Annotated in this window: 18 protein-coding genes; 7 read left to right on the forward strand and 11 right to left on the reverse strand. The window is 43.0% G+C overall.

Annotated elements, in window-relative coordinates; genetic code table 11:
• Positions 1-11: 11 nt before the first annotated feature.
• The 5 genes from DW862_RS07450 to DW862_RS07470 form a co-directional block, all read right to left on the reverse strand.
• Positions 12-2138, reverse strand: coding sequence for a penicillin-binding protein (locus tag DW862_RS07450; RefSeq protein ID WP_118407909.1), 2127 nt, complete (start codon positions 2136-2138; stop codon positions 12-14).
• A 72-nt stretch (positions 2139-2210) separates the two neighbouring features.
• Positions 2211-2567, reverse strand: a complete 357-nt coding sequence (locus tag DW862_RS07455) for an FtsL-like putative cell division protein (RefSeq protein WP_004315383.1) — start codon at positions 2565-2567, stop codon at positions 2211-2213.
• Between the two features lie 6 nt (positions 2568-2573).
• Positions 2574-3488 carry a 16S rRNA (cytosine(1402)-N(4))-methyltransferase RsmH gene (gene rsmH / locus DW862_RS07460; protein ID WP_008024130.1) on the reverse strand — a complete coding sequence of 305 codons (915 nt, stop codon included), beginning with the start codon at positions 3486-3488 and terminating at the stop codon, positions 2574-2576.
• Entirely contained in the window at positions 3475-3945 is a 471-nt protein-coding gene (mraZ, locus tag DW862_RS07465; RefSeq protein WP_004315379.1) for a division/cell wall cluster transcriptional repressor MraZ, read from the reverse strand. Before mraZ ends, rsmH begins: the two co-directional genes overlap by 14 nt.
• Before the next feature lie 462 nt (positions 3946-4407).
• Positions 4408-4911, reverse strand: a complete 504-nt coding sequence (locus tag DW862_RS07470) for an RNA polymerase sigma factor (protein WP_004315377.1) — start codon at positions 4909-4911, stop codon at positions 4408-4410.
• A 258-nt stretch (positions 4912-5169) separates the two neighbouring features.
• On the opposite strand from DW862_RS07470, the gene DW862_RS07475 reads away from it, so the two are divergent.
• Together DW862_RS07475 and DW862_RS07480 are read left to right on the forward strand one after the other, a co-directional pair.
• Positions 5170-5988 carry a 1-acyl-sn-glycerol-3-phosphate acyltransferase gene (locus DW862_RS07475; protein ID WP_008642784.1) on the forward strand — a complete coding sequence of 273 codons (819 nt, stop codon included), beginning with the start codon at positions 5170-5172 and terminating at the stop codon, positions 5986-5988.
• Between the two features lie 26 nt (positions 5989-6014).
• A complete protein-coding gene (locus DW862_RS07480; RefSeq protein WP_120067591.1) occupies positions 6015-7031 on the forward strand; it encodes a GNAT family N-acetyltransferase in 1017 nt (338 codons plus the stop codon).
• Here the strand turns inward: DW862_RS07480 and DW862_RS07485 are convergent.
• Positions 7003-8349 carry a deoxyguanosinetriphosphate triphosphohydrolase gene (locus DW862_RS07485; protein WP_008642786.1) on the reverse strand — a complete coding sequence of 449 codons (1347 nt, stop codon included), beginning with the start codon at positions 8347-8349 and terminating at the stop codon, positions 7003-7005. The two genes, DW862_RS07480 and DW862_RS07485, sit on opposite strands and share 29 nt — an antisense overlap.
• 124 nt (positions 8350-8473) lie before the next feature.
• On the opposite strand from DW862_RS07485, the gene dut reads away from it, so the two are divergent.
• Genes dut through DW862_RS07510 form a run of 5 tightly spaced genes read left to right on the forward strand, consistent with a single transcriptional unit; the run spans position 8474 to position 16611 of the window.
• The gene (gene dut, locus DW862_RS07490) at positions 8474-8905 is read left to right on the forward strand and encodes a dUTP diphosphatase (RefSeq protein WP_004309527.1); all 432 of its coding nucleotides are present in this window, start codon (positions 8474-8476) and stop codon (positions 8903-8905) included.
• A 23-nt stretch (positions 8906-8928) separates the two neighbouring features.
• Entirely contained in the window at positions 8929-10701 is a 1773-nt protein-coding gene (locus tag DW862_RS07495) for a tetratricopeptide repeat protein (protein ID WP_008024135.1), read from the forward strand.
• Positions 10698-11276, forward strand: coding sequence for a DUF4292 domain-containing protein (locus DW862_RS07500; RefSeq protein ID WP_008024136.1), 579 nt, complete (start codon positions 10698-10700; stop codon positions 11274-11276). Before DW862_RS07495 ends, DW862_RS07500 begins: the two co-directional genes overlap by 4 nt.
• Complete coding sequence (locus DW862_RS07505; RefSeq protein ID WP_120067593.1) at positions 11273-12574, forward strand: murein hydrolase activator EnvC; 1302 nt, start codon at positions 11273-11275, stop codon at positions 12572-12574. Before DW862_RS07500 ends, DW862_RS07505 begins: the two co-directional genes overlap by 4 nt.
• Before the next feature lie 20 nt (positions 12575-12594).
• Positions 12595-16611 (forward strand): two-component regulator propeller domain-containing protein, encoded by a 4017-nt coding sequence (locus DW862_RS07510; protein WP_120067595.1) that lies wholly within the window; start codon positions 12595-12597, stop codon positions 16609-16611.
• Between the two features lie 99 nt (positions 16612-16710).
• Here the strand turns inward: DW862_RS07510 and DW862_RS07515 are convergent, their stop codons facing one another.
• The 5 genes from DW862_RS07515 to DW862_RS07535 all read right to left on the reverse strand — a co-directional run bounded on the left by DW862_RS07515 (position 16711) and on the right by DW862_RS07535 (position 23274).
• Entirely contained in the window at positions 16711-18396 is a 1686-nt protein-coding gene (locus tag DW862_RS07515; RefSeq protein WP_008024141.1) for an arylsulfatase, read from the reverse strand.
• A gap of 37 nt (positions 18397-18433) precedes the next feature.
• A complete protein-coding gene (locus tag DW862_RS07520) occupies positions 18434-19786 on the reverse strand; it encodes a sulfatase (protein ID WP_049701655.1) in 1353 nt (450 codons plus the stop codon).
• A gap of 243 nt (positions 19787-20029) precedes the next feature.
• Positions 20030-20971, reverse strand: coding sequence for a hypothetical protein (locus DW862_RS07525; protein WP_008024146.1), 942 nt, complete (start codon positions 20969-20971; stop codon positions 20030-20032).
• A 34-nt stretch (positions 20972-21005) separates the two neighbouring features.
• Positions 21006-22715: a RagB/SusD family nutrient uptake outer membrane protein gene (locus DW862_RS07530; protein WP_004324403.1), complete on the reverse strand. Its 1710-nt coding sequence runs from the start codon at positions 22713-22715 to the stop codon at positions 21006-21008.
• A gap of 19 nt (positions 22716-22734) precedes the next feature.
• A complete protein-coding gene (locus DW862_RS07535) occupies positions 22735-23274 on the reverse strand; it encodes a hypothetical protein (RefSeq protein WP_243636457.1) in 540 nt (179 codons plus the stop codon).
• Positions 23275-23338 lie beyond the last annotated feature (64 nt).

The raw sequence follows: 23338 nt of genomic DNA on the forward strand, positions 1-23338 counted from the left end.
ATCTTTAATTTTTACTTTAGCGTCAGCGTCACCGTTTGTCCCTTCTTTACGATGGTTCCATTGGCTATCGACTGGCTTTTCACTTTGCCTACCCCGACCAGATTGACTTTCAATCCTTTGCTTTCCAACAAGTATACGGCGTCTTTCGCTCCCATACCTATCACGCTCGGCACAAAGTTCTGCATATTGCTCCGGCTTTCAAGAACCACCGCTTGCGGGGCAGCGTGCGTATTCCCCCACACTTCTTTTCCCGAATCGGCAACTTTACCTTGTACATTAATCTCCAGCTCCTCCAATACCCGTTGCGCTTCGCGCATCTCTCCGGCTTTTACATTCGGAATGACTACGGAATTGGTGTCAATTGCATTGGTAAGCGGCAACCGCAGGTCTTTGGCATACACTCTTTCTGCAATCTTGCTGAATACACTACCTGCCATCAAACCTCCCGAAGCCGGCAAGCCCGGTTTCTGAATAGAGACAATCATACTATATTTAGGTGCCTCTGACGGAAAATATCCGCAGAAACTAACCAGGTAATTCGTTCTTCCCGTTTTGTATCCGGCTGCCCCCTGTGAAATCTGCGCCGTTCCCGTTTTGCCTGAAACGTGGAATTGCTTACTCCCTGCAGGCTTAGCAAGTCCTTCACCGACCACTTTCCGAAGTATTTCACGAATCTGTGCCAAAGTCTTATCCGAACAAATCTTAGGATTGATAACCTCTGTCGGATATTCTTTCACGACTTCTCCGTCTTTCACGGCAGCTTTGACAAATTTCGGACGTACACTGACTCCATTATTGGCTATTCCGTTGTAGAACGTCAGAATATTGATTGGTGGAACCTGTGTCTCATATCCGATACTCATCCACGGCAAAGTGGTCTTTGCAAAATAACGTTCTTTCGGACCACGGATATTCGGCTTCCCTTCTCCTGAAATCTGTAGGTGGAGCGGTTGGTCGATACTCATCCGTTTTAACCCGTCTACGAATTTCTGTGGATTGCTACCATAGAAATGATCTATAATATAAGAGGTACCGACGTTGGACGATACTCCCAGAATTTCTGTAACAGTCAACTTCCCATATCCTCCACGGTGCCAGTTGTGGTCTTTCATGACACGTCCGTACATCGGCATCTGTCCGTTGCCGGTGTCTACCACATAGTCCGGAGTAATCTTACCGTCTTCGAGAGCTACCATAATGGAGGCCGTCTTGAAAGTAGAACCCGGCTCAAGCATATCACTGATAGCATTATTACGCATTTCGTAATACTCGCCGTCCTTACCTTGCATCATGTTGACGATTGCTTTCACTTCTCCGGTAGCTACTTCCATCAATACCACCACGCCTACGCTGGCATTCAGCTCTTTCAGCTTGTCTACCAATGCTTTCTCGCAGATATCCTGCATGCCTACGTCGATGGTACTAATCAAATCGCAACCGTCAACCGGCGGCACATCGACAATGTTCAGGTATTTGTTCATCACTTTTTGGCGGTGCGTCAGTCCGTCCCGTCCTTTCAGGATAGTGTCGAAAGCAAGCTCGATACCATTTCTGGCTCCTTTGGCTGTATCTGCATACACATCTCCCAGCGTACGGGCAGCCAGTGAACCGAAAGGCTTCTTGCGCTGATTGTATGCTAATTCTTTAAATCCGCCTTTATACCGGTTCAAACAGAAGACGGGCAGTCTCTTTACCTCTTTATATTGTATATAGGAAATACGTTTCGGATAAATCAGATAATTACGGCTTTTTGCCTGGCGTCCTTTCTTGAGATGTGCTTTGAATTGGGCTGCACTCCTGTCCGGGAATATCTTGTGAAGTCCGATACAGATCGAGTCCATATTGGCATTAAGGATGGAGTCCCGGCGTGCCTGATCTTTCCGTCTGCGTTTTTCGTCCTTTTCACCGGACATAAAGTCCATATAGATCCTGTATTCGGGTAGCGAACTGGCCATCAGTTTACCGTCAGAAGAAATAATGTTTCCACGATTAGGTTTCACCGTCACATTCTCTTTTACGAAACGATCAGCCACATCCTGCCAGTATTGTCGTTCGGCAAACATGGTGATGCCTGCTTTTACAACAATAGCTATTCCTATCAACGCCATCAACAGGATGACGAAGAAGTAACGGGTCATTATGTTCTTTTTATTAACTGCCACAGTATTTGTCTTTTAAAAACTCTCAATTCTCAACTCTCCACTCTCCACTTATTTAATAAGGTAAGGAGGATGGGTTGATGTTTGCAAATCGCTTTCCTTATTTGATATATAATCTTCAATGCGCGACTGGCGACTCTTCTCCATCAGTTCCGAGCTGCGCGTCAGTGCGTCGTATTTAATGTCTATCAATTCCTTTTTCAGCCGGTCTATCTCAATCTGTTGTTGTTGACTGGCATAACGATTGTGAATGTAGAAGATGATGAATACCATGATAAGTACCAGCAACTTCGTTTGACGGCGGAAAAAATCGGTAGCCAGAATGTCTCCACCCAGAATACTCTTCAGCGAGGTGCGGTTTTTCTTCTTGCCCTCTTCTGTTTTCTTATTTACTACTTCTTCTTCCATATCTTTTTATTTCTTTTCTGCAATTCGTAATTTGGCACTTCTCGACCGTGGGTTCCGTTCTATTTCTGCCTCGTCGGGAACGATTACCTTATTATTGACAAGGCGGAAAGGCGTTTGTAGATTTCCGAAGAAGTCGGATTCTGCTTTTCCTTCTACGTTGCCCGTCTTCATGATGTTTTTCACCATGCGGTCTTCCAACGAATGATAAGTGATTACCACCAGTCTGCCGCCCGGCTTTAGTGCTTCCGTAGCTGCCTGCAACATCTCTTTCAGCGCTTCCATCTCTTGATTTACTTCGATCCGCAGTGCCTGGAACACTTTTGCCAGCTCTTTCTTTTCGCGTTCACGACCGAAAAGCGGTTTGATGATTTCCAGAAACTCACCGATAGTCCGGATATTCTGTCCGCTTCTGGCTTTAACGATGACCGAAGCCAGTTTGCGGCTATTCTTCAGCTCTCCGTACAGGTAGAGGAGGTTTGCAAGACGTTCTTCCTCGTAGGTATTCACGATATCTGCTGCTGTAATTCCGGCACGCTTGTTCATACGCATATCCAGCGCTCCGTCGAAACGGAAAGAAAAGCCGCGTTCGCTATCATCGAAATGATGGGACGATACGCCGAGGTCGGCCAGGATTGCATCCACCTGCTCGATGTCGTGATAACGCAGGAAATTTTGCAGATAACGGAAGTTGCTGCGCACGAAGATGAAGTGAGGATCGTTGACAATGTTCCGTTCAGCGTCCTCGTCCTGGTCGAATCCCAATAAACGTCCACCTTCTCCGAGTCGTGAAAGTATCTCGCGCGAATGTCCCGCTCCTCCGAATGTAACGTCTACATACGTTCCGCCCGGTTGGATATTCATCCCGTCAACGCTTTCTTTCAGCAATACAGGTACATGGTATGTCAATTCATCTTTCTCCATCTTGTCTATTATCATCGTTCATAATTTCTTCTAATGCTGCACCGAACTCTTCAGGCGACATGAAAGGCTGTTCTGCCCGCTCTTTCGCCCAGATCTCTATCTTATTGTCGATGCCGATAAAACGTATATCTCCATGAATACTGCAAATCTGCAAATATCGTTTGGGGATTAATATACGTCCGTTGCTGTCAGGTGTCACCACTTCAACGTCGCTCACAAACTGTCTGAAAATGAGTTGGTGTTTGCTGTTCCATTTGTTCAGCCTGCTGCGAAGCTCGTTCAACTCCTCGTTCCACACGCTCTCGGGGTACAGGGTCAAACAGTCCTGAAATACGTCTTTACGCATAATAAGCCTCTCTTCGGAAGCTGCTTGTAGTTGCTTCCTGAAGGTAGCGGGTATGAACACCCTTCCTTTGGCGTCCGCCCTGGCTTCAATATTTCCTAAAAAACGTATCATTACCTTATTATAATAAGCGACCGTAAAAGTATGAAATTCCCCACAATTCCCCACAACTTTCCATAAAAAACTTTCAGAGAAGTTTTCAACAGAATGTTAAATGTCTATTTGCTTGAAAATGATGCGGCTTTGGGAGTAGTCTGCTGGTGGGGGAGTTGTGACAGTAAAACGGGGAAAAATGTCTGTATAGGTGAATTTTAAATAATAGGGTAGTGAAGACTTCTTTTGATGCAATAGGAACTTGTACGACACCCGGGTCTCATCATACCTGACACCCGGGTGTCAGACCCATTGAGACCCGGGTGTTGTAGGTGTTGAGACCCGGGTGTCGTGCAACTAATCTTAGTAATAAAAGAAAAGGCAGAATATACCGGAGTATTTCTGCCTTTTAATCATTATCAAAACTAAAATCTGTATTAAAGAAGTATGTGATCCGAGATCACCAATTTATATAGTTAAGGTCTAGCGGAAGTCTTTCAATTCTTCCTGTAATTTCTGGCGCGTGAAGAAAATACGGCTCTTTACTGTGCCTAGCGGGAGGTTCAGTTTTTCCGCAATCTCACGGTATTTGAATCCTGAAACGTGCATGGCGAACGGAACTCTGTATTCTTTGGGGAGTTTGTTGACTACACGGTGCATCTCTTTCAGGTCGTATGCTCTTTCTGTACTTTCTGAACTTCCGTCCTGTGGTAAATTCAGATGATAAAGATTATCCGTCTGATCGACGAATGTCTGGTCGCGGACTACCTTGCGGTAGTTGTTGATGAATATGTTGCGCATGATGGTATACATCCATCCTTTGAAATTTGTATCAGGGGTATATTTATCTTCATTATCTAATGCTTTTAATGATGTCTCCTGCAACAAATCGTTTGCTTCTTCACGGTCAGTTGTCAGTTTATAAGCGAAGCGTAGTAATTCATCTTGTACTCCTACTAAATCTTTTCTGAAGCTTAAACTTTTCATATGTGTTGCTTTTTAAAGGTGAATATTCGTTTGTTATTTTCGATGTTGCAAGTTTACGTGAATTTCTGGAACCTGATAGGGGTAAATCCGACGTTTTTATGCCCGAAAACTATCCGCGGATAGTTTTTAGGTTGTTTTTGATAGTTTTTGGGTGGTATTTTTTTATCTTCTGAACTTAAATCCTGCATTTTCTACCAAATTATTGCGATTAATAAAAAAGAACCGTTAATTTTGTGCCATCATTTTTATTTGAAAAGAATGACTGATGACTCTTTATTTTTGATTGATGTCGATAAGATACTTCGGACAAAGGCTCCGAAGCATTATAAGTACATCCCTAAATTCGTGGTTTCTTATCTGAAGAAAATTGTTCATCAGGATGAAATTAATGTATTCCTGAATGAGTCGAAGGATAGATTGGGTGTGGACTTTCTGGAGGCATGTATGGGCTTTTTGGATGCGAAAGTGGACGTAAAAGGCATTGAGAATTTGCCTAAGGATGGATTGTATACTTTTGTGTCCAATCATCCGTTAGGCGGACAGGATGGTGTTGCGCTTGGTTATGTGTTGGGAAAGCACTATGACGGGAAAGTGAAATACCTGGTGAATGATTTATTGATGAATCTACGCGGATTGGCTCCCCTTTGCATACCTATTAATAAAACCGGCAAACAGGCAAAAGACTTCCCGAAAATGGTGGAAGCCGGATTTCAGTCGGATGACCAGCTGATAATGTTCCCTGCCGGACTGTGTTCGCGTCGTCAGAATGGAGTCATTCGTGACCTGGAATGGAAAAAGACATTTGTAGTAAAGAGCATACAAGCAAAACGTGATGTAATACCCGTGCATTTTGGAGGCAGGAATTCTGATTTCTTCTACAACCTGGCAAATATTTGCAAGGCATTGGGTATCAAGTTTAACATCGCTATGTTGTATCTTGCGGATGAAATGTTTAAGAATCGCCACAAAACTTTTACTGTCACTTTTGGCAAACCCATACCCTGGCAGACTTTTGATAAATCGAAAACCCCTGCGCAGTGGGCTGAATACGTAAAGGATATTGTTTATAAACTGTAACTGATAGAACAACTATAACAAGGAATATGGAAGAGATTATTAAACCGGTAAGCAAAGAACTGCTGAAGGCAGAATTGACGGAAGACAAACGCTTACGAATGACGAATAAGAGTAATAATCAGATTTATATTATTACTCATCAAAATGCTCCTAATGTAATGAGAGAGATTGGTCGTTTGCGTGAAATAGCTTTCCGTGCTGCTGGTGGAGGTACAGGACTGTCAATGGATATTGATGAATACGACACGATGGAACACCCCTATAAGCAGTTGATCGTATGGAATCCGGAAGCAGAAGAAATTCTGGGTGGTTACCGATATCTGCTTGGTACGGACGTGCGTTTTGATGAAAAAGGCGCGCCAATTCTGGCTACTTCCCACATGTTTCATTTTTCTGATACTTTTATTAAAGAATACCTGCCGCAGACAATTGAGCTGGGGCGTTCGTTTGTTACGCTTGAATATCAGTCTACCCGTGCCGGAAGCAAAGGATTGTTCGCTTTGGATAATCTGTGGGACGGGTTGGGAGCGTTGACCGTGGTTATGCCGAATGTGAAGTATTTCTTTGGCAAGGTGACCATGTATCCTAGCTACCATCGTCGTGGCCGTGATATGATTCTTCATTTCCTCAAGAAACATTTTTATGATAAAGAGAAACTTGTTACTCCGATTGAGCCTCTGCAACTTGAGACTTCCGAAGAAGAGTTGAACGCATTGTTCTGCAAGAGTACTTTTAAAGAGGACTATAAGATATTGAATTGTGAAATCCGTAAATTGGGCTATAATATTCCTCCGTTGGTAAATGCGTATATGAGCTTAAGCCCTACGATGCGTATGTTCGGAACAGCTGTCAATTACGAGTTCGGTGATGTGGAAGAAACCGGTATCCTGATTGCTGTAGACGAAATTCTTGAAGATAAACGAATTCGACACATCCAGACGTTTATTGAAAGCCATCCGGATGCGTTGAGATTGTCTTCTTGTGAAGGGAAAGAGGTTTTTACTCCTAAAGTGGTTACACCGCAGGCAGACTGTTCCCGTTAATTTTACGATAAAGATCAAGAGCAAAGACATCGGTCATTCCCGATATATAGTCAAGTACCGCCTGTATTCTTTCATAGAGTACAGGCGAATTTATATTGTATTGGCTGGATACCCGGTCGATCAGGAGTTTGGAATAAGCCTTTTCGGGTGAGGTCACGGCGTCTATCATCAATTCGAGTAAGGTACTGATGATGCGGAATCCCGCTAGTTCGATATCCAGTACGTCCCGTGAACGGTAGATTTTATTGATAGATACTTCGACGCTGTGTTTGTAGGCTGCTGCCGGACGTTCGGCTATGCGCTTGATTAGTGATCCTTCGAACGTGCCGGACAGTATTTCTTGTTCATGATCTAAAAAGACACGGGTACACTCCCGGATCAATAAACCGATGACGGAAGAACGCAGGTAGGCGATTTGCTCGTTGACATCATTGACAATCAGGAATGTTTTACGGAGATGTTCCTGCCGCTCTTCGCTGAAATAGGTCATTAATAGTTCTTTGGTTTCTTCAGTGGTGAGAATCTTCAGCTTATATGCATCCTCAATATCCATCATCTGATAGCAAATATCGTCTGCCGCTTCCACTAAATAGACTAGTGGGTGGCGTGCATACTTCAAAGGATGCTCGTTGAGTAAGGTCAGTCCTAATTCAGTTGCTATTTTTTGGAAACTTTCTTCTTCGCTGACGAAGAATCCAAACTTCGATTTGGTTCCTGCAAGGCTCGATGAAAAGGGATATTTCACGATAGAAGCCAGAGTGGTATATGTCAGGACGAATCCGCCTTTGCGACGTCCTTCAAACTGGTGTGTCAGTATTCGGAACGCATTTGCATTTCCTTCAAAATGTGTCAAATCTTCCCATTCCATCGGAGAAAGTTGCTCGCCGTTCGGCTGCTTTTCTTTCAGGCGAACTCCTTTCCCTTCAGAGAAAAAAGTAGAAATAGCCTTTTCACCTGAATGACCGAAGGGCGGATTACCCAAATCGTGTGCCAGGCAAGCGGCCGAGACGATAGAACCGATCTCCGGCAGGAAAGAATCTTGAAGTTCCGGATGACGTTCCAGAAGTGCTTTGGCAACATCGTCCCCGAGTGAACGCCCAACGCTGGCTACTTCGAGACTGTGCGTAAGTCGGTTGTGTACAAAAACGCTGCCCGGAAGAGGGAATACTTGCGTCTTGTTCTGTAATCTGCGGAAAGGAGCCGAAAAAATGAGACGGTCATAGTCCCGTTGGAATTCGGATCGGTTTTCCTGTCGTTCTTCATGGAATTCTTCCATCCCGAAACGTTTCGCTGATATTAGTTGTTTCCAATTCATCATTTTATTTACGATTTGACTATTTACTATTTACAATTTAGGGAACGGTACATTATTTAACTGCAAACTTAACTATTTTTCAGTTCAAAATGTGTATTTTCGCCCGTTAAATAGTAAACATGCATTTATGAATATTCAAGTTATCAATAAATCGAAGCATCCGCTTCCGGCTTATGCCACCGAATTGTCCGCAGGAATGGATATCCGTGCTAATCTTTCTGAACCTATCACACTGGAACCGTTGCAACGTTGTCTGGTGCCGACAGGATTGTATATCGCTCTGCCGAAGGGATTTGAGGCGCAAGTTCGTCCACGTAGCGGACTGGCGATAAAGAAAGGTATCACAGTACTTAATTCTCCGGGTACGATTGATGCGGATTATCGTGGAGAAGTTTGTGTCATTTTAGTCAATCTCTCGTCCGAGGCTTTTGTTATTGAAGATGGCGAACGTATCGCGCAGATGGTGATAGCAAAGCACGAACAGCCTGTATGGCAGGAAGTGGAGGTGCTGGATGAAACGGAACGCGGAGCCGGTGGCTTCGGACATACCGGAGTATGATGAATGCTTAATCGAAAAATAGAATGAAGATAAAAATAGGATGGCTGTTCGTGACGGTGTTAGTGCTCACTTCGTGTGGGGGAACCCGTTCTATGCGTACAGCAAAAACAGCAGTGAAGGCAGATGCATCCTTTTCGGTAAAAGAATCATTGCTTCCTGCTGAACAACAGCGTAAATATGACTACTTCTTTTTGGAAGCCATGCGGATGAAAGAAAAGAATGAGTATGATGCGGCATTTGGATTGTTACAGCATTGTCTGGATATCAATCCGAATGCTTCTTCGGCGCTTTATGAAATATCGCAGTATTATATGTTCCTCCGCCAGGTGCCGCAAGGTCAGGCGGCTTTGGAGCAGGCGGTGGCTTTTGCTCCTGATAATTTCTGGTATAGCCAGGGGCTGGTCAGCCTGTATCAGCAACAGAACGAGTTGGATAAGGCTGTAACGTTGCTTGAGAAAATGGTAACCCGTTTCCCGTCAAAGCAGGAGCCTTTGTTCAGTCTTCTTGATATTTACAGTCGTCAGGAGAAATATAATGATGTCATTTCTACATTGAACCGTTTAGAGAAACGCTTGGGTAAGAATGAGCAGCTTTCTATGGAGAAATTCCGTATTTATCTTCAGATGAAAGATGATAAGAAGGCATTTCAGGAAATCGAAAGTCTGGTACAGGAATATCCGATGGATATGCGTTATCAGGTGATATTGGGAGATGTGTATCTTCAGAATGGAAAAAAGCAGGAAGCATACGATGCATATCAGAAGGTCCTGGCGGTAGAGCCTGACAATCCGATGGCTCTTTTTTCAATGGCTTCTTATTATGAACAGACCGGTCAGAAAGAGTTGTATCAACAGCAGTTGGATACTTTATTGCTGAATAAGAAGGTGACTTCGGATACCAAAATCAGTGTTATGAGACAGGTGATTGTGGAAAATGAACAGTCGTCTGCCAAAGATAGCACTCAAGTGATTGCTTTGTTCGACCGGATGATGAAGCAGGATATAGATGATCCGCAGATTCCGATGCTTTATTCTCAATACCTGTTGTCGAAGAATATGGAACAAGAGGCTGTGCCGGTATTGGAGCAGGTGGTTGATTTGGATCCTACCAATAAGGCGGCCCGTTTGATGCTGGTTAGTGCGGCGGTGAAGAAGGAAGACTACAAGCAAATTATCAAAGTCTGTGAACCGGGTATTGAAGCCACTCCCGATGCGTTGGAACTTTATTATTATCTGGCTATTGCTTATCATCAGGCAGAACAGACGGATAGTGTATTGAGTGTTTGCAGCAGGGCATTGGAACATGTAACTGCCGATACCAGAAAAGAAGTCATTTCGGATTTCTATTCAATTATGGGAGACATTTATCATACCAAGAAACAGATGGCGGAGGCATACGCTGCTTATGATTCCTCTTTGGTGTACAATCCTTCCAATATTGGCGCATTGAACAATTATGCTTATTATCTGTCTGTGGAACGTCGTGACTTGGACAAGGCGGAGGAGATGAGTTATAAAACGGTGAAAGCCGAACCTAATAATTCTACCTATCTCGATACTTATGCATGGATTCTTTTTGAAAAGGGAAACTATGCCGAAGCCCGTATTTATATTGACAATGCAATGAAGAACGATGGCGAGAAGAGTGATGTGATTGTGGAGCATTGCGGAGATATTTATTTTATGACCGGCGATGTGGAAGGTGCGTTGAAATATTGGAAGAAGGCACTGGAAATGGGTAGCGAGTCGAAAACGTTGAAACAGAAAATAGAGAAGAAGAAATATATTGCGGAATGAAAAGAATCATTTATCTACTGTTGTTGGTGGTAGTGGTGTTGGCCGGCTGTAAGAGTTCGAAGCACTTGGCAACCTCGGAAACTAAGACTTCGACAAAGGCTCCGACATCCAGTTACCTGGCTTCCAAGCTTCAGTTGACTATTCCCGGCAAGAAGGGAAGTATGTCTGTAGGGGGAACCATGAAGATGAAAACTCATGAGCGGGTACAAATCTCCTTATTGATGCCTATTCTGCGTACGGAAGTGGCACGTATAGAAGTTACTCCCGATGAAGTTTTGTTGGTAGACAGGATGAATAAACGCTTTGTTCGTGCCACTAAAGCTGAATTGAAAAATGTATTGTCGAAGAATGTGGAGTTTTCCCGTTTGGAAAAGATATTGATGGATGCCTCTCTTCCTGGTGGAAAGACAGAACTGACAGGAAAAGATATAGGAATTCCTTCATTAGAAAAGGCTAAAGTCCAACTTTATGAGTTTTCCACACAAGAGTTTTCAATGACTCCGACGGAACTGACGTCCAAATACAACCAGATTCCCTTGGAAGAATTAGTAAAAATGCTGGTAGCTTTATTATGATGAAACGTTTCTTTGTTATTCTAATCAGTTGCCTTTGGTTGGCAGTTCCTCTTTTCGCTCAATCGAACAAGTTGATTCGTGAGCTGGAAAGTAAACGCGGTGCGCTGCAAAAGCAGATTGCCGAATCGGAATCTATATTGAAGGATACAAAGAAAGATGTGGGAAGCCAGTTGAATAGTCTGGCTGTGTTGACCGGACAGATTGAAGAGCGGAAACGCTATATCATGGCTATCAACAATGATGTGGAGGCTATTCAGCGTGAACTGACTTCATTGGAGCGCCAGTTGCACGGGCTGGAGAAGGATTTGAAAGATAAAAAGAAGAAATATGAAGCTTCTGTCCAGTACTTGTATAAGAATAAGTCGATAGAGGAGAAGCTCATGTTTATTTTTTCGGCAAAGAATCTGGGGCAGACTTATCGGCGTATGCGATATGTTCGTGAATATGCCACTTATCAACGTCTGCAAGGGGAAGAAATCCTAAAGAAACAGGAACAGATACGCAAGAAGAAAGCGGAACGTCAGCAAGTGAAAGCCGCCAAAGAGAACCTGCTGCAAGAACGTGAGAACGAAAAGGTGAAGTTGGAAGAGCAGGAAAAAGAGAAACGCACGTTGGTGACTAATCTGCAAAAGAAGCAGAAAGGATTGCAGAATGAGATAAATAAAAAACGCAGGGAAGCCAATCAGTTGAATGCCCGTATCGATAAATTAATTGCAGAAGAAATAGAGCGTGCCCGTAAGCGTGCGCAGGAAGAAGCTCGTCGTGAAGCGGCTGCCCGTAAGAAAGAAGAAAGCAAGGAGGGAAAATCCGCCGCAACGGAAACAGCCGCCAAATCGAAACCTCTTGAGGCTTATACCATGAGTAAGGCGGATCGGGAATTGTCGGGTAACTTTGCTGCGAATCGCGGGAAATTGCCAATGCCTATATCCGGCGCTTATATTATCACCAGCCGTTACGGACAATATGCCGTAGAGGGTTTGCGCAACGTGAAACTGGATAACAAGGGTATTGATATTCAGGGAAAACCGGGTGCACAGGCACGTGCCATTTTTGATGGAAAGGTGGCGGCTGTGTTCCAATTGAACGGATTATTTAATATCCTCATTCGTCATGGCAATTATATTTCTGTTTATTGCAATCTTTCTTCTGCCTCTGTCAAAGCCGGTGATACGGTGAAGACGAAGCAATCCATCGGTCAGGTCTTTTCTGACGGTACGGATAATGGACGGACGGTATTGCACTTCCAGTTGCGTAGGGAGAAAGAAAAGTTGAATCCTGAACCTTGGCTGAACCGATAATTGAATAAAAAACACGTAGAATGAAGTTAACTAAAATACTAATATGCTTACTGATCTTCTGGACCGGAACACTATCCGCGTCTCCTTATTTTTCGTTCAAGAAATATCAGGTAGAAGATGGATTGTCTCATAATACCGTGTGGTGCGCCCTTCAAGATAGTTATGGCTTTATCTGGTTGGGTACCAGTGACGGACTGAACCGTTATGACGGGCGGGGCAATAAAGTGTACCGGAATGTTCTCAACGAAAAGTTCTCATTAGAAAACAATTTTGTAGAAGCCTTGATAGAGGTGGACAAGAATCTCTGGGTTGGAACAAACTCCGGACTTTATATTTATGACCGGGATACCGATCGTTTCTCTTACTTTGATAAAACGACGCAGTATAATGTGTATATCAGCAGTGAGATTAAAAAGATTATCAAGACGGAAAACGGGCTTATCTGGATTGCGACTTTGGGACAGGGATTTTTTATTTATGATCCGAAAACAGAGGTGCTGACTCAAAATAGTGTTCAGACGTCTTTTGTATGGGACCTCTGTCAGAGCGCTGATCGGAAGAGGGTCTATATATCTTCCTTACAGGAAGGACTTTTGTGCTTTGACGAAAACGGCAAGTTTCTTCGGACGTATGAAATCTCATTAGATATAAATGCTTCCGATAGTTATAAAGTGAACTGTATTCAGAATATCGATGGAGATATTTGGATTGGTGCGGGAAGTAATCTGTTGAGCCGTTTGGATGAACGAACTGAAGCTATAGACAATTACAGTGGTTCGGCGTTTAATTTCGGAGCTGTTCATTGTTTGTTGAAGTATACGGATAAAGAGCTGTTGGTAGGAACGGATAACGGGCTTTATCTGTTCGATCAAAATACAAACACATTTCAGCGGGCGGATAATCCCGCCGATCCGAGAAGTTTGAGCGACCAGACTATCAATGGAATGATGTGGGATGCCGAAGGGGCTCTTTGGGTGTTGACCAATTTGGGTGGGATCAACTATATGTCCAAGCAGACTAAACGTTTTGATTATTATTCGCCTGCCTATCTGTCCGGAGTGCCGGGAGCGGGGGAGGTCGTTGCGCCTTTCTGTGAGAATAAAGATGGGAATATCTGGATTGGAACTCAAAGCGGTTTGTATTTCTTCAATGTTGCCACCCGGGAACTTTCTCCTTATGCAATAGGAGGAGCTAAAAATCAAAAGTATGACATCCGTTCTTTAATGCTGGATGGCGACTATTTATGGATCGGTACTTATGCCGGAGGAATACGGGTTATCAATTTACGCACAGGGGCAGTGAAAGCCTATACTCATTCTCGTGGAATCCCCAATACGATTTGTAGCAACGATGTGTTGTGTATTTATAAAGGACGAAAAGGAGAAATTTATGTAGGAACGAGTTGGGGATTGTGTTGTTATGACCCGGTTCGAGATAACTTTATGACCATCACAAGCATCGGTTCAATGGTTTCTGTTGTCGATATCTATGAGGATATGTACAATCATCTCTGGATTGCGACTTCCAATAGTGGTGTGTTTTCTTACAATACAATGAATGCTCATTGGAAACATTATCAGCATGAACGGGAAGATTCGACTACGATCACCAGTAATTCGGTCATTACTTTATTTGAAGATGCGAAAGGAACCATGTGGTTTGGAACGAATGGGGGAGGACTGTGTTCTTTTGATGCTAAAGAGAAAAGATTCATTGAGTTTGATCCGCATAATACTTTATTACCTAACAAGGTTATTTATGCGATTGAGCAAGATCAGGGAGGTGATTTCTGGGTATCCAGTAATGCCGGAATTTTTAAGATTAATCCTATTACCAAAGATCATTTCCGCCAGTTTACGATTAATGATGGCTTGCAAGGGAATCAGTTTATAGCTCGATCTTCATTGAAATCATCCGAAGGAAAATTGTATTTTGGTGGGATCAACGGCTTTAATGTATTCCAGCCGGAACAGTTTGTAGATAACAAATATATTCCTCCGGTTTATGTGACCGATATCCGGTTGCCTTATCAAACCGACGAGCAGGAGGTGAAGAAATTGCTTCAGTTGGATAAACCGCTTTATATGGCTGATAAGGTGACTTTATCTTACGAAAACAACAGCTTCTCTATTCGTTTTGTCGCTCTTAGTTTTGAAGATCCGGGGAAGAATCGGTATTCTTACATACTTCGGGGAGTGGACAAGGAGTGGATTCTGAATACTGATAATAATATGGCTTCTTACACCAATTTACCTCCCGGTGAGTATTTGTTCGAAGTCAGAGGCTCTAATAATGATCGCCAGTGGAATGAGAATACTATCACTTTAAAGGTGGTGATTACTCCTCCCTGGTGGCGTAGTACCTTTGCTTACTTCGTTTATGTCCTCATGCTGTTGGGATGGATCGGTTGGATGGCTTGGCGATGGAATCTCCGTGTTAAACGCAAATATAAGCGGCGGATGGAAAAATATCAGATTACCAAGGAACAGGAAGTTTACAAGTCGAAGATTAGCTTTTTCATCAATCTGGTGCATGAAATACGTACTCCGCTTAGTTTGATACGGCTTCCTTTGGAAAAATTATTGGAGAAAGAACGTGAAGGAAAAGATCTCAAGTATTTGTCTGTGATAGATAAGAATGTAAATTATCTGCTGGGGATTACTAATGAATTGCTTGATTTTCAGAAAATGGAGAGTGGTACGCTGCATCTGAATTTGAAAAAGAGTGATATTAAAGAACTTGTCAGTGACGTTTATAATCAGTTTACAAGCCCTGCTGAATTAAAAGGTATTGATTTGCAACTGACTGTGCCTGAACAAGAGCTGGTGTCTACGGTGGATAGGGACAAATTAAGTAAGATTCTTGTCAATCTGATGGGAAATGCCATCAAATATGCGCATGCGCATATTGACTTGAAGCTGCTTGTCACTGATGGGGGATATGAGATACAAGTGAACGATGATGGTCCCGGAATACCAAATGAACAGAAACAAAAGATATTTGAGGCTTTCTATCAACTGCCTGACGATAAGGTGGCCACAGCAGTAGGCACTGGCATCGGATTGGCTTTTGCGAAATCTTTGGCAGAAGCTCATCAGGGAGATTTGCGTCTGGAAGATAATGTTGGAGGTGGTTCTTCGTTTATGCTGTCTCTTCCGTTCAAAGAGTGGGAGACGGAAAAAACGAGCGATATTGTAGAAATATCCCCGGAGCATGCAGATGCTTCTGAAACGATCTCTTCGGAGTATGCTGGAAAGAAGTTCACAGTTCTGTTGGTTGAGGATAATGTTGATTTGCTGAATCTGACTCGTGAGTCATTGGCGGAATGGTTCCGTGTGTTGAGGGCTTCCAACGGTCGTGAAGCACTTGAAGTGCTTGCGAAGGAAAATGTGGATGTGATAGTGAGTGACGTAATGATGCCGGAGATGGATGGGCTGGAACTTTGCAGCAAGGTGAAGTCTGAAATCTCTTATTCACATATTCCGGTTATTTTGTTGACGGCGAAAACCACTTTGGAGTCTAAAGTCGAAGGACTTGAATGTGGAGCGGATGTATATGTTGAGAAACCATTCTCTGTTAAACAGCTCCGTATGCAGATCGAGAATCTGTTGAAGTTGAGGCAGTCTTTCCATAAATTGATGGTGAGCTTGGCAGGAGATACGGTTGCTGTTTCGACAACGGATTTTGCGATGTCTCAAAAAGACTGTGAATTTATAGCGAAGATACAGGGAGTAATAGCCGAACAGTTGGCGGATGAGAACTTCTCGATAGATACCCTGTCTGAACAGATGAATATGAGCCGTTCTAATTTTTATCGGAAGATAAAGGCTTTGTCCGGAATGTCGCCTAATGATTATTTGAAGACACTTCGTATGAATAGAGCTGCTGAACTGATAATGGGCGGTACCCGTATTTCAGAAGTGGCAGTGCAGGTAGGATTTACTTCTTCTTCTTATTTTGCGAAATGTTTTAAAGCGCAATATGGTGTACTGCCTAAGGAATATACAGGTCAGCCTCCGATTTCAGGTGAGGCTTGATAAAGAAGGGATAAAAGCATATAAAAAAACTCCTGTCGTGCAATATCATTGGATATTTTCCGACAGGAGTCAAATATAAAATAATTAATTGAGTAGGCTTTATTTCTTTTTCTGTCCCGGGTAAGGTTCTACCATGCAACGTTTAGCCCATGCTTCGTAAGCCTTTGTCATTTCAGCTACTTTTTCAGGGTATTGTGCTGCCAGATTATGCATTTCGCTTCGGTCTTCATTCAGGTTGTATAATTCCCATTTAGCTTTTTCTCCCGGACGAACCAGTTTCCAACCGTCATTAGAGAGGAATGCACGTTCATTGTAATGTTCGAATCCAAGATAGTCATGTCCTTCACGATGTCCGGTCTTGAAGATAGGAACCAAGCTCTTACCTTCCAATGGGATGATGTCGTTTCCTTTATATTTGGTAGGATAAGTGGCGCCTGCCATATCGATACAAGTAGCCATGATGTCCATCACATGTCCGATTTCGGGAGTCGTTTTGCCGACATTCTTCTTGATACCTTTCGGCCAGTGGGCAATCATCGGAGTACAGATACCTCCTTCATAAGATTTGGCTTTCCAGAAACGGAACGGTGTATTGGCTACGTTTGCCCAGCGTGCTCCCAGTGAAGCGTATGTGGTTTCCGGGCCAGGCAGCACTTCTTTGTTATGAGGATAAACCATTTTCTCCCCTTTACGTGTCATATCAGGACGGTCATTTTCTCCGGGAGAGTAGTTCTGACAATCTTCATTGCTGCATCCATTGTCGGAAAGGAATAAAATCAGTGTATTTTCAAGTTGTCCTGTCTTTTCCAAAGCATCGATTACTTGTCCTATTCCCTGGTCCATACGGTCGATCATGGCAGCATGAACAGCCATGGCACGAGCATCCCATTCAGCATGTGGGTTATCTTCCCATTTATCTTTGAACTGTCTATCAGACAGGAAATTATCCATGTTAGGGAATATACCAAGCTGTTTCTGACGTTCGTAACGGGCGTTACGGATAGCTTCCCAGCCAACTTTATAGGTATCCTTATATTTTTCAATATCTTCCGGCAGTGCATGCAATGGCCAGTGTGGTGCTGTGTAAGCCAGGTACATAAAGAATGGTTTATCGTCTTTGGCATACTCTTTCACTTCTTTCACTGCACGGTCTGAAAGCGCCTGTGTGATGTAATATCCGTCGGGTACTTCTTTCACGGGTACTTCACCTTCTACCAGACTGAATGGGTCAAAATAGTCTACTACTCCGTAGATAGTACCATAGTGGGTATCAAATCCGCGATTTACCGGATAATGACAAAGATCAGAATAGGTTTCGTGATATACGTGATGTGCGAGCCATTCGCGTTGATCTTTGCGTAGTGGAGTTTCTGCGATGTGCCATTTACCTACCATGCTGGTAGCATATCCTGATTCTTTCAATACCTCTGCGATGGTAACGGCATTGCGTGAGAGTGTTCCCCGGTAACCCGGCAGGTGGTCATCGAAGGTCATACGTCCGATTCCTGCCTGATGTTGATAAAGTCCTGTCAACAGGGAAGCACGCGTCGGACAACTCCGGCTGGTGTTATAGAAATGATTGAAACGTACTCCTTGTTTTGCCAGTTTGTCCAGATTAGGTGTGTGGATTTCACTACCGTAGCATCCCAGGTCAGAATAGCCTAGGTCATCTGCAAGAATTACCAGGATATTGGGTCTTTGATCGGACTTTTTTCCTTTGGCCTCTGCTGCAGAATGTCCAGCAACCATCAAGGCGGTTGGTAATAGTAAAAATTTAGAATTCATAAGTTTAATGTTGGTTTATAATTTGTTTTTCACTGTATTACTCTTTTCCTTTGTCTTTGTTTTCCTCAAACCATTTACATACTTTCTTGCTCAACTTGGCAACCAAATCAGGATGCTCATTTGCGATATTATTCTTTTCGAACTTATCCTTTTCCATATCATATAGTTGTGCATCGCTTCCGTCACCGTTTACTAATAATTTCCATTTTCCACTGCGTATAGCTAAATGGGGGCTTCTGTCATAAGGGTTTCCTGGAAAGCCAAAATGTTTGTTTCGTCCGAAGTCCCACATTAAATCAGTCTTGCGTTTAGCTTCCGATTTACCGAGAAGAACTTTTGCATAGTTCTGCCCATCACCTTTATAGCCTTTTTCTGTTTTGATTCCGGCTACTGAACAGAGAGTCGGATATAAATCTACAGCACATAACACAGACTCGTTATTTACCTGTCCGGCTTTAATTTTCTTGGGGTATCTGATGATGAAAGGCATACGAATACCACCTTCATAAAGACTATTTTTAGTTCCTCTCAAATAAGCGGAACGTACAGACTTAAAGCTGGGTGCAGGGCCATTGTCGCTAGTGAAAATAATGATTGTGTTTTCCGCCAGCCCCATATCATCCAGTGCTTTGATAAAACGTCCAAGCTGTTTGTCCATTTCAGCAAGGACGGGAGCAAATGCTTCTTGTGTTTCCCAGCTTTTTCTTTCCTTTTGTTTGAATTCCGGTACCCAAGGGGTATGCATATCATCCGGCCATAGATTCAGGAAAAAAGGTTCGCCTTTATGCTTTTTTACAAACTCAATGCTCTTATCTACAAAGTATTCCGTTCGTCTCCAGCGTTTCACGCTGTCTTTATCCGACCAGATCCATTTGGTAGCAGTGATTGCTGGTTCCGGGTCCGGGCTTTCGTAGGTTGATATGTATTCGTCAAAACCGTAATTCTTAATAGAAGGAGCGTTATGTACGTCGCGTCCGCCTCCCATGTGCCATTTTCCGATGTGTCCTGTTGAGTAACCTGCATTTTGGAAAGCACGTGCCATGGAGGGTAACTTATCATCAAGGAAATTACGTTGTTCGCATCTCTTATTAGCAGCTTTGTCGTTCAGGAAAGTGTTGATTCCCACTTCAAGAGGAAAGAGACCTGTGGTCAATCCACAGCGAGACGGAGAACTAACCGGCGCAGAAGAATAATACTGGTTGAATAATAACCCGTCTTGTGCTAGCCTGTCAATATTAGGTGTAGGAGCGAATTTGCCTCCATAACAACCTATGTCACCGATACCCATATCATCGATATAGATAATTACTACATTAGGTTTTGTTTCTGCTTGTGTGTTAGCAATGGGGAGTAAGGCTCCCAGCCAGGGTAAATGTTTTTTCAGATTCATAATTATTGTGATTTAATTAACTTTAGTTTTTCATGATGACTTTTCGCAAAAGTAGGGAAGATATCAGAGAAGGAAGGAAAAATACTAATCAATAAAGGAAAAAAAATGGTAGAATGATAGATTTCTTCTTTCTTCTATTGAGAAAACACGAATAGAGAAGCTCGTAGAAACCGAAAACTTCTCTATTCTTCTAATTATTCTATGATAATACGATCATTGGAGAAAGTATCTTGAATGGGAGCTTTACTTCGCCACGGTTTTAGTCAGTAATTGTACCCATGAGTATTTAGTGTTTTCTACCCAATTATCCGGTGAGACTTCGATAGTACCAGTTTTTGCTGTTATTTTTTGTATGTAAATCAATCCTTTCTTTCCATTGGCAGTTTTGAACAGGTAAACTTTATCTGCCTGAATAGCTAAGACTTCGGAGGTTGGATCTGCCAGATTTTCTATCGGAGTTGCATCTACTTGGGAGATTGCATTAAATTCTGCTTGTGATAAAGAGGTTTCAGCAAATAATGTGTGTTGTAAACCATTAATTGTCATCAAACCATACTCACTTCTTTTAGCAGGTGAAACAAGAGCAGGTACTGCTTCACTTCCCGGAGACAAGATAACATCTCCGAGTGAGAAATCTACTTCGTTTGCATATTTCATGGCATCAGCAGCCATATAGGTGCGTCCAAGAAGCCATGTTGCATAGTAACAACCATAATAAGCCGAAGCTGTCTCTACTATTTCTCCATCTTTTCCATAATCCGGATCGGAGAATAAAACGGAAGGAGTAATCTCTACCAATAACTTACGTTGGTAAGTATTACCGTCGGTACCTAAAACGACTACTGTAATACAGGCATTCTCTTTTAAAGAAGTAAACTTGTAAGTTGTCTCGTAATTAGCGGTTCCGTCTTCAAATGACCGGGCAGTTTCTTCTATCAGGCTCCCTTGTATTCCAGTCTTGGAGTCTGCCTGATAAATTTCAAAACTCATGATCTCTCCCTGAACTTTAACAGTTGCTGTGTATTCTGCAACTCCTTTCTCTAATGACACTCTATTGTTTTGATCGACACCTGTAAATTCAATCTTGACAGGTGCTTCATAATCAACTTCATATTTATCTGCACAACCGAATAATCCAAATAAACTGATTGACAGAATTAATGCAATTATACTATTTGTTTTCATGACTTTATTTTTTTAAGTAAACATTCTATTTAGATTAGTATCCTGGATTCTGGTAGATATTCGGGCAGTTATTAACTTCATCCTGTGGTATTGGAGCCAAGTTCATGCGCTCGTTATAATTACGTGTGTCTAAAGTTACCCGTTGATATTCACCGTTAATTTTCTTTATTCCGACAGCCGGTAACCTCATTACATCTTTTGCTATCAGCCATCTTCTTATATCAAAGAATCGATGATCTTCAAAACAAAGTTCTACACGGCGTTCTTTGCGTATGCGTTCCCGAAGGGTTGCCTGATTATAATCTGCGGCCAGTAAGTCTGTCGTGATACCGGCACGACGACGTATCCTGTTAAGCTGGGCTATTGCTTTTTCTCTGGCTGTGTTCGTATCTTCAGCCTCATTCTCGGCTTCTGCATAATCGAGCAGGATTTCTGCATATCTCATCATTGGAAAGTCCATGTAAGTGGTGCCGCCTTTTCGATGATCGATACGGTCATCCAGGAACTTTGTCAGGAAGTATCCGCTTCCCCATCTATATGATTTTGACAGGTCTATTGCAGCTGGCTTACCGTTGACTAAAGGCCAGGTAGCACCATCACATAAAATACTCTGCGCCAAACGAGGATCCCTGTTAGCATAAGGAGAATTTACATTGTAACCGGAGTTTGGGTTGATGATGGCTTTCGTATTTGATTCATAACCGAGAATGGGCTGTGATCCGTCGAGCATATCATAACAGTCTACCAGCCATTGGTTCGGGCAAGTCAGTAGCTCTTTATTTACATTCCAGGGGTCAAAGGCAGGCATCATTCCGTAAAGGTCATTTGCCGGTGCACGGAGAAATCCCATGATTACCTCACCATTGGCACGGGTATTGAATAATCGTGTGTAGCTCTTTTCGGGAGTGGTCGGATCTTCATATAAACGATAGAAATCTCCATTGTCAGCATATTCAATCATATCGTAGGCAGCATCAGCCGCTTCTCTCCAAGTTACTCCGGACGCATTGTGTAAAGGACTTGCTGCATAAAGTAATGTGCGTGCCAGATAGCCTAGGGCTGCTCCCCGGGTAGCTCTTCCGTAATCTGCTGCATCGTATTTGTCGGGCAATACTCCCGGCTCTGCAAGTTCTTTGAATTCATTAGCAATCCAACGGACTGTGGTTTCTAACGATTCACGTTTGATTTCGTCATAAAGTAACGGATCGAGTTCTTTGTCTCCGATTACTAATGCTCCGTAGAAACGAAACAGTTCGTGGTGATACAATGCACGCAGAAAGCGTACTTGGTTTTTCAGGGAAATCTTCTCTGCATCCTCCAATGGTGAACGGTCTACGTTGTTCAGGAATGTGTTTGCAGAACGGATGGCCTTATAGTAAAATGTCCATGGATGGTCACCGCCAATCAAACCTTTGGAAGCATCAATTCCCCCTTTGATAAATTTCTCGAGTTCGGGAATAACTGCCCCTCCGGCACGGGTTGTATTTCCGGCTCCATCGTCTGTTGCGTTGTCAAGCATACAAGGTGAACCACCAATGTTTGCCAAAAAACCAAAACTGCCAAGGCGGTCTCTCCCCATGCGCATACGTGCATACAAGTCGTATGCAACTTTGCGGGTCAATGTGATGTCCGAATAAACTTTCTCTGTATCCGTAAGATCCAGTTCGGTTTCTTTCATCAGGCTATCTGCACTACAACTGGCAAGCAGGACAGCCGTTACAAAGGATATAAATAGTTTTCTCATAAATTATTCATTTCAAACATTAGAAATTCAGGTTGATACCAAAATTTATTACTTTTTGTTGTGGATAGAATTGTCCATTACTATTGTTCGATGATTCAGGGTCTACCTTCTTTACGTTATCCCATGTAAAGAGATTGTAGGCATTCGCATATACTCTAAGTGAACGTACTCCGAATTTTTTCAATAGTTTGCGAGGTATAGTGTAACCTAACTGAATGTTTTTCAGACGCAAGTATTTGGAGTCTTTCAACCAATAGTCAGATTTATAATAATTAGGATGCGCAGGAGTGGCTGCCTTAGTGAAACGTGGGTACGTTGCTGTTGCGGCTGTTTCCGGTGTCCATCTTCCGATATGCTCTTCGTAATAATTACCCCAGAAATTATCCCATGCAATATCCTGTTGCAGATAGATGGATGAACGGGCAGCTCCCTGAAGCAATATACTAAAATCAATTCCTTTCCAGTTCAAACCGGCAGCAAGAGAGAAAGTCATTTCGGGTACCGGATTATAGCCGATAGGAGCTTGGTCGTTAGAATCGATCACTCCATCATGATTCAAGTCTTTATATTTACCTCAAATCCGCAACTAAGCTCTTCAGCGTCCTTCTTGCGTCTAAACGTCC

The sequence above is a fragment of the Bacteroides sp. AM37-9 genome (assembly GCF_003603455.1).
Taxonomy (GTDB): Bacteria; Bacteroidota; Bacteroidia; order Bacteroidales; family Bacteroidaceae; genus Bacteroides; species Bacteroides xylanisolvens.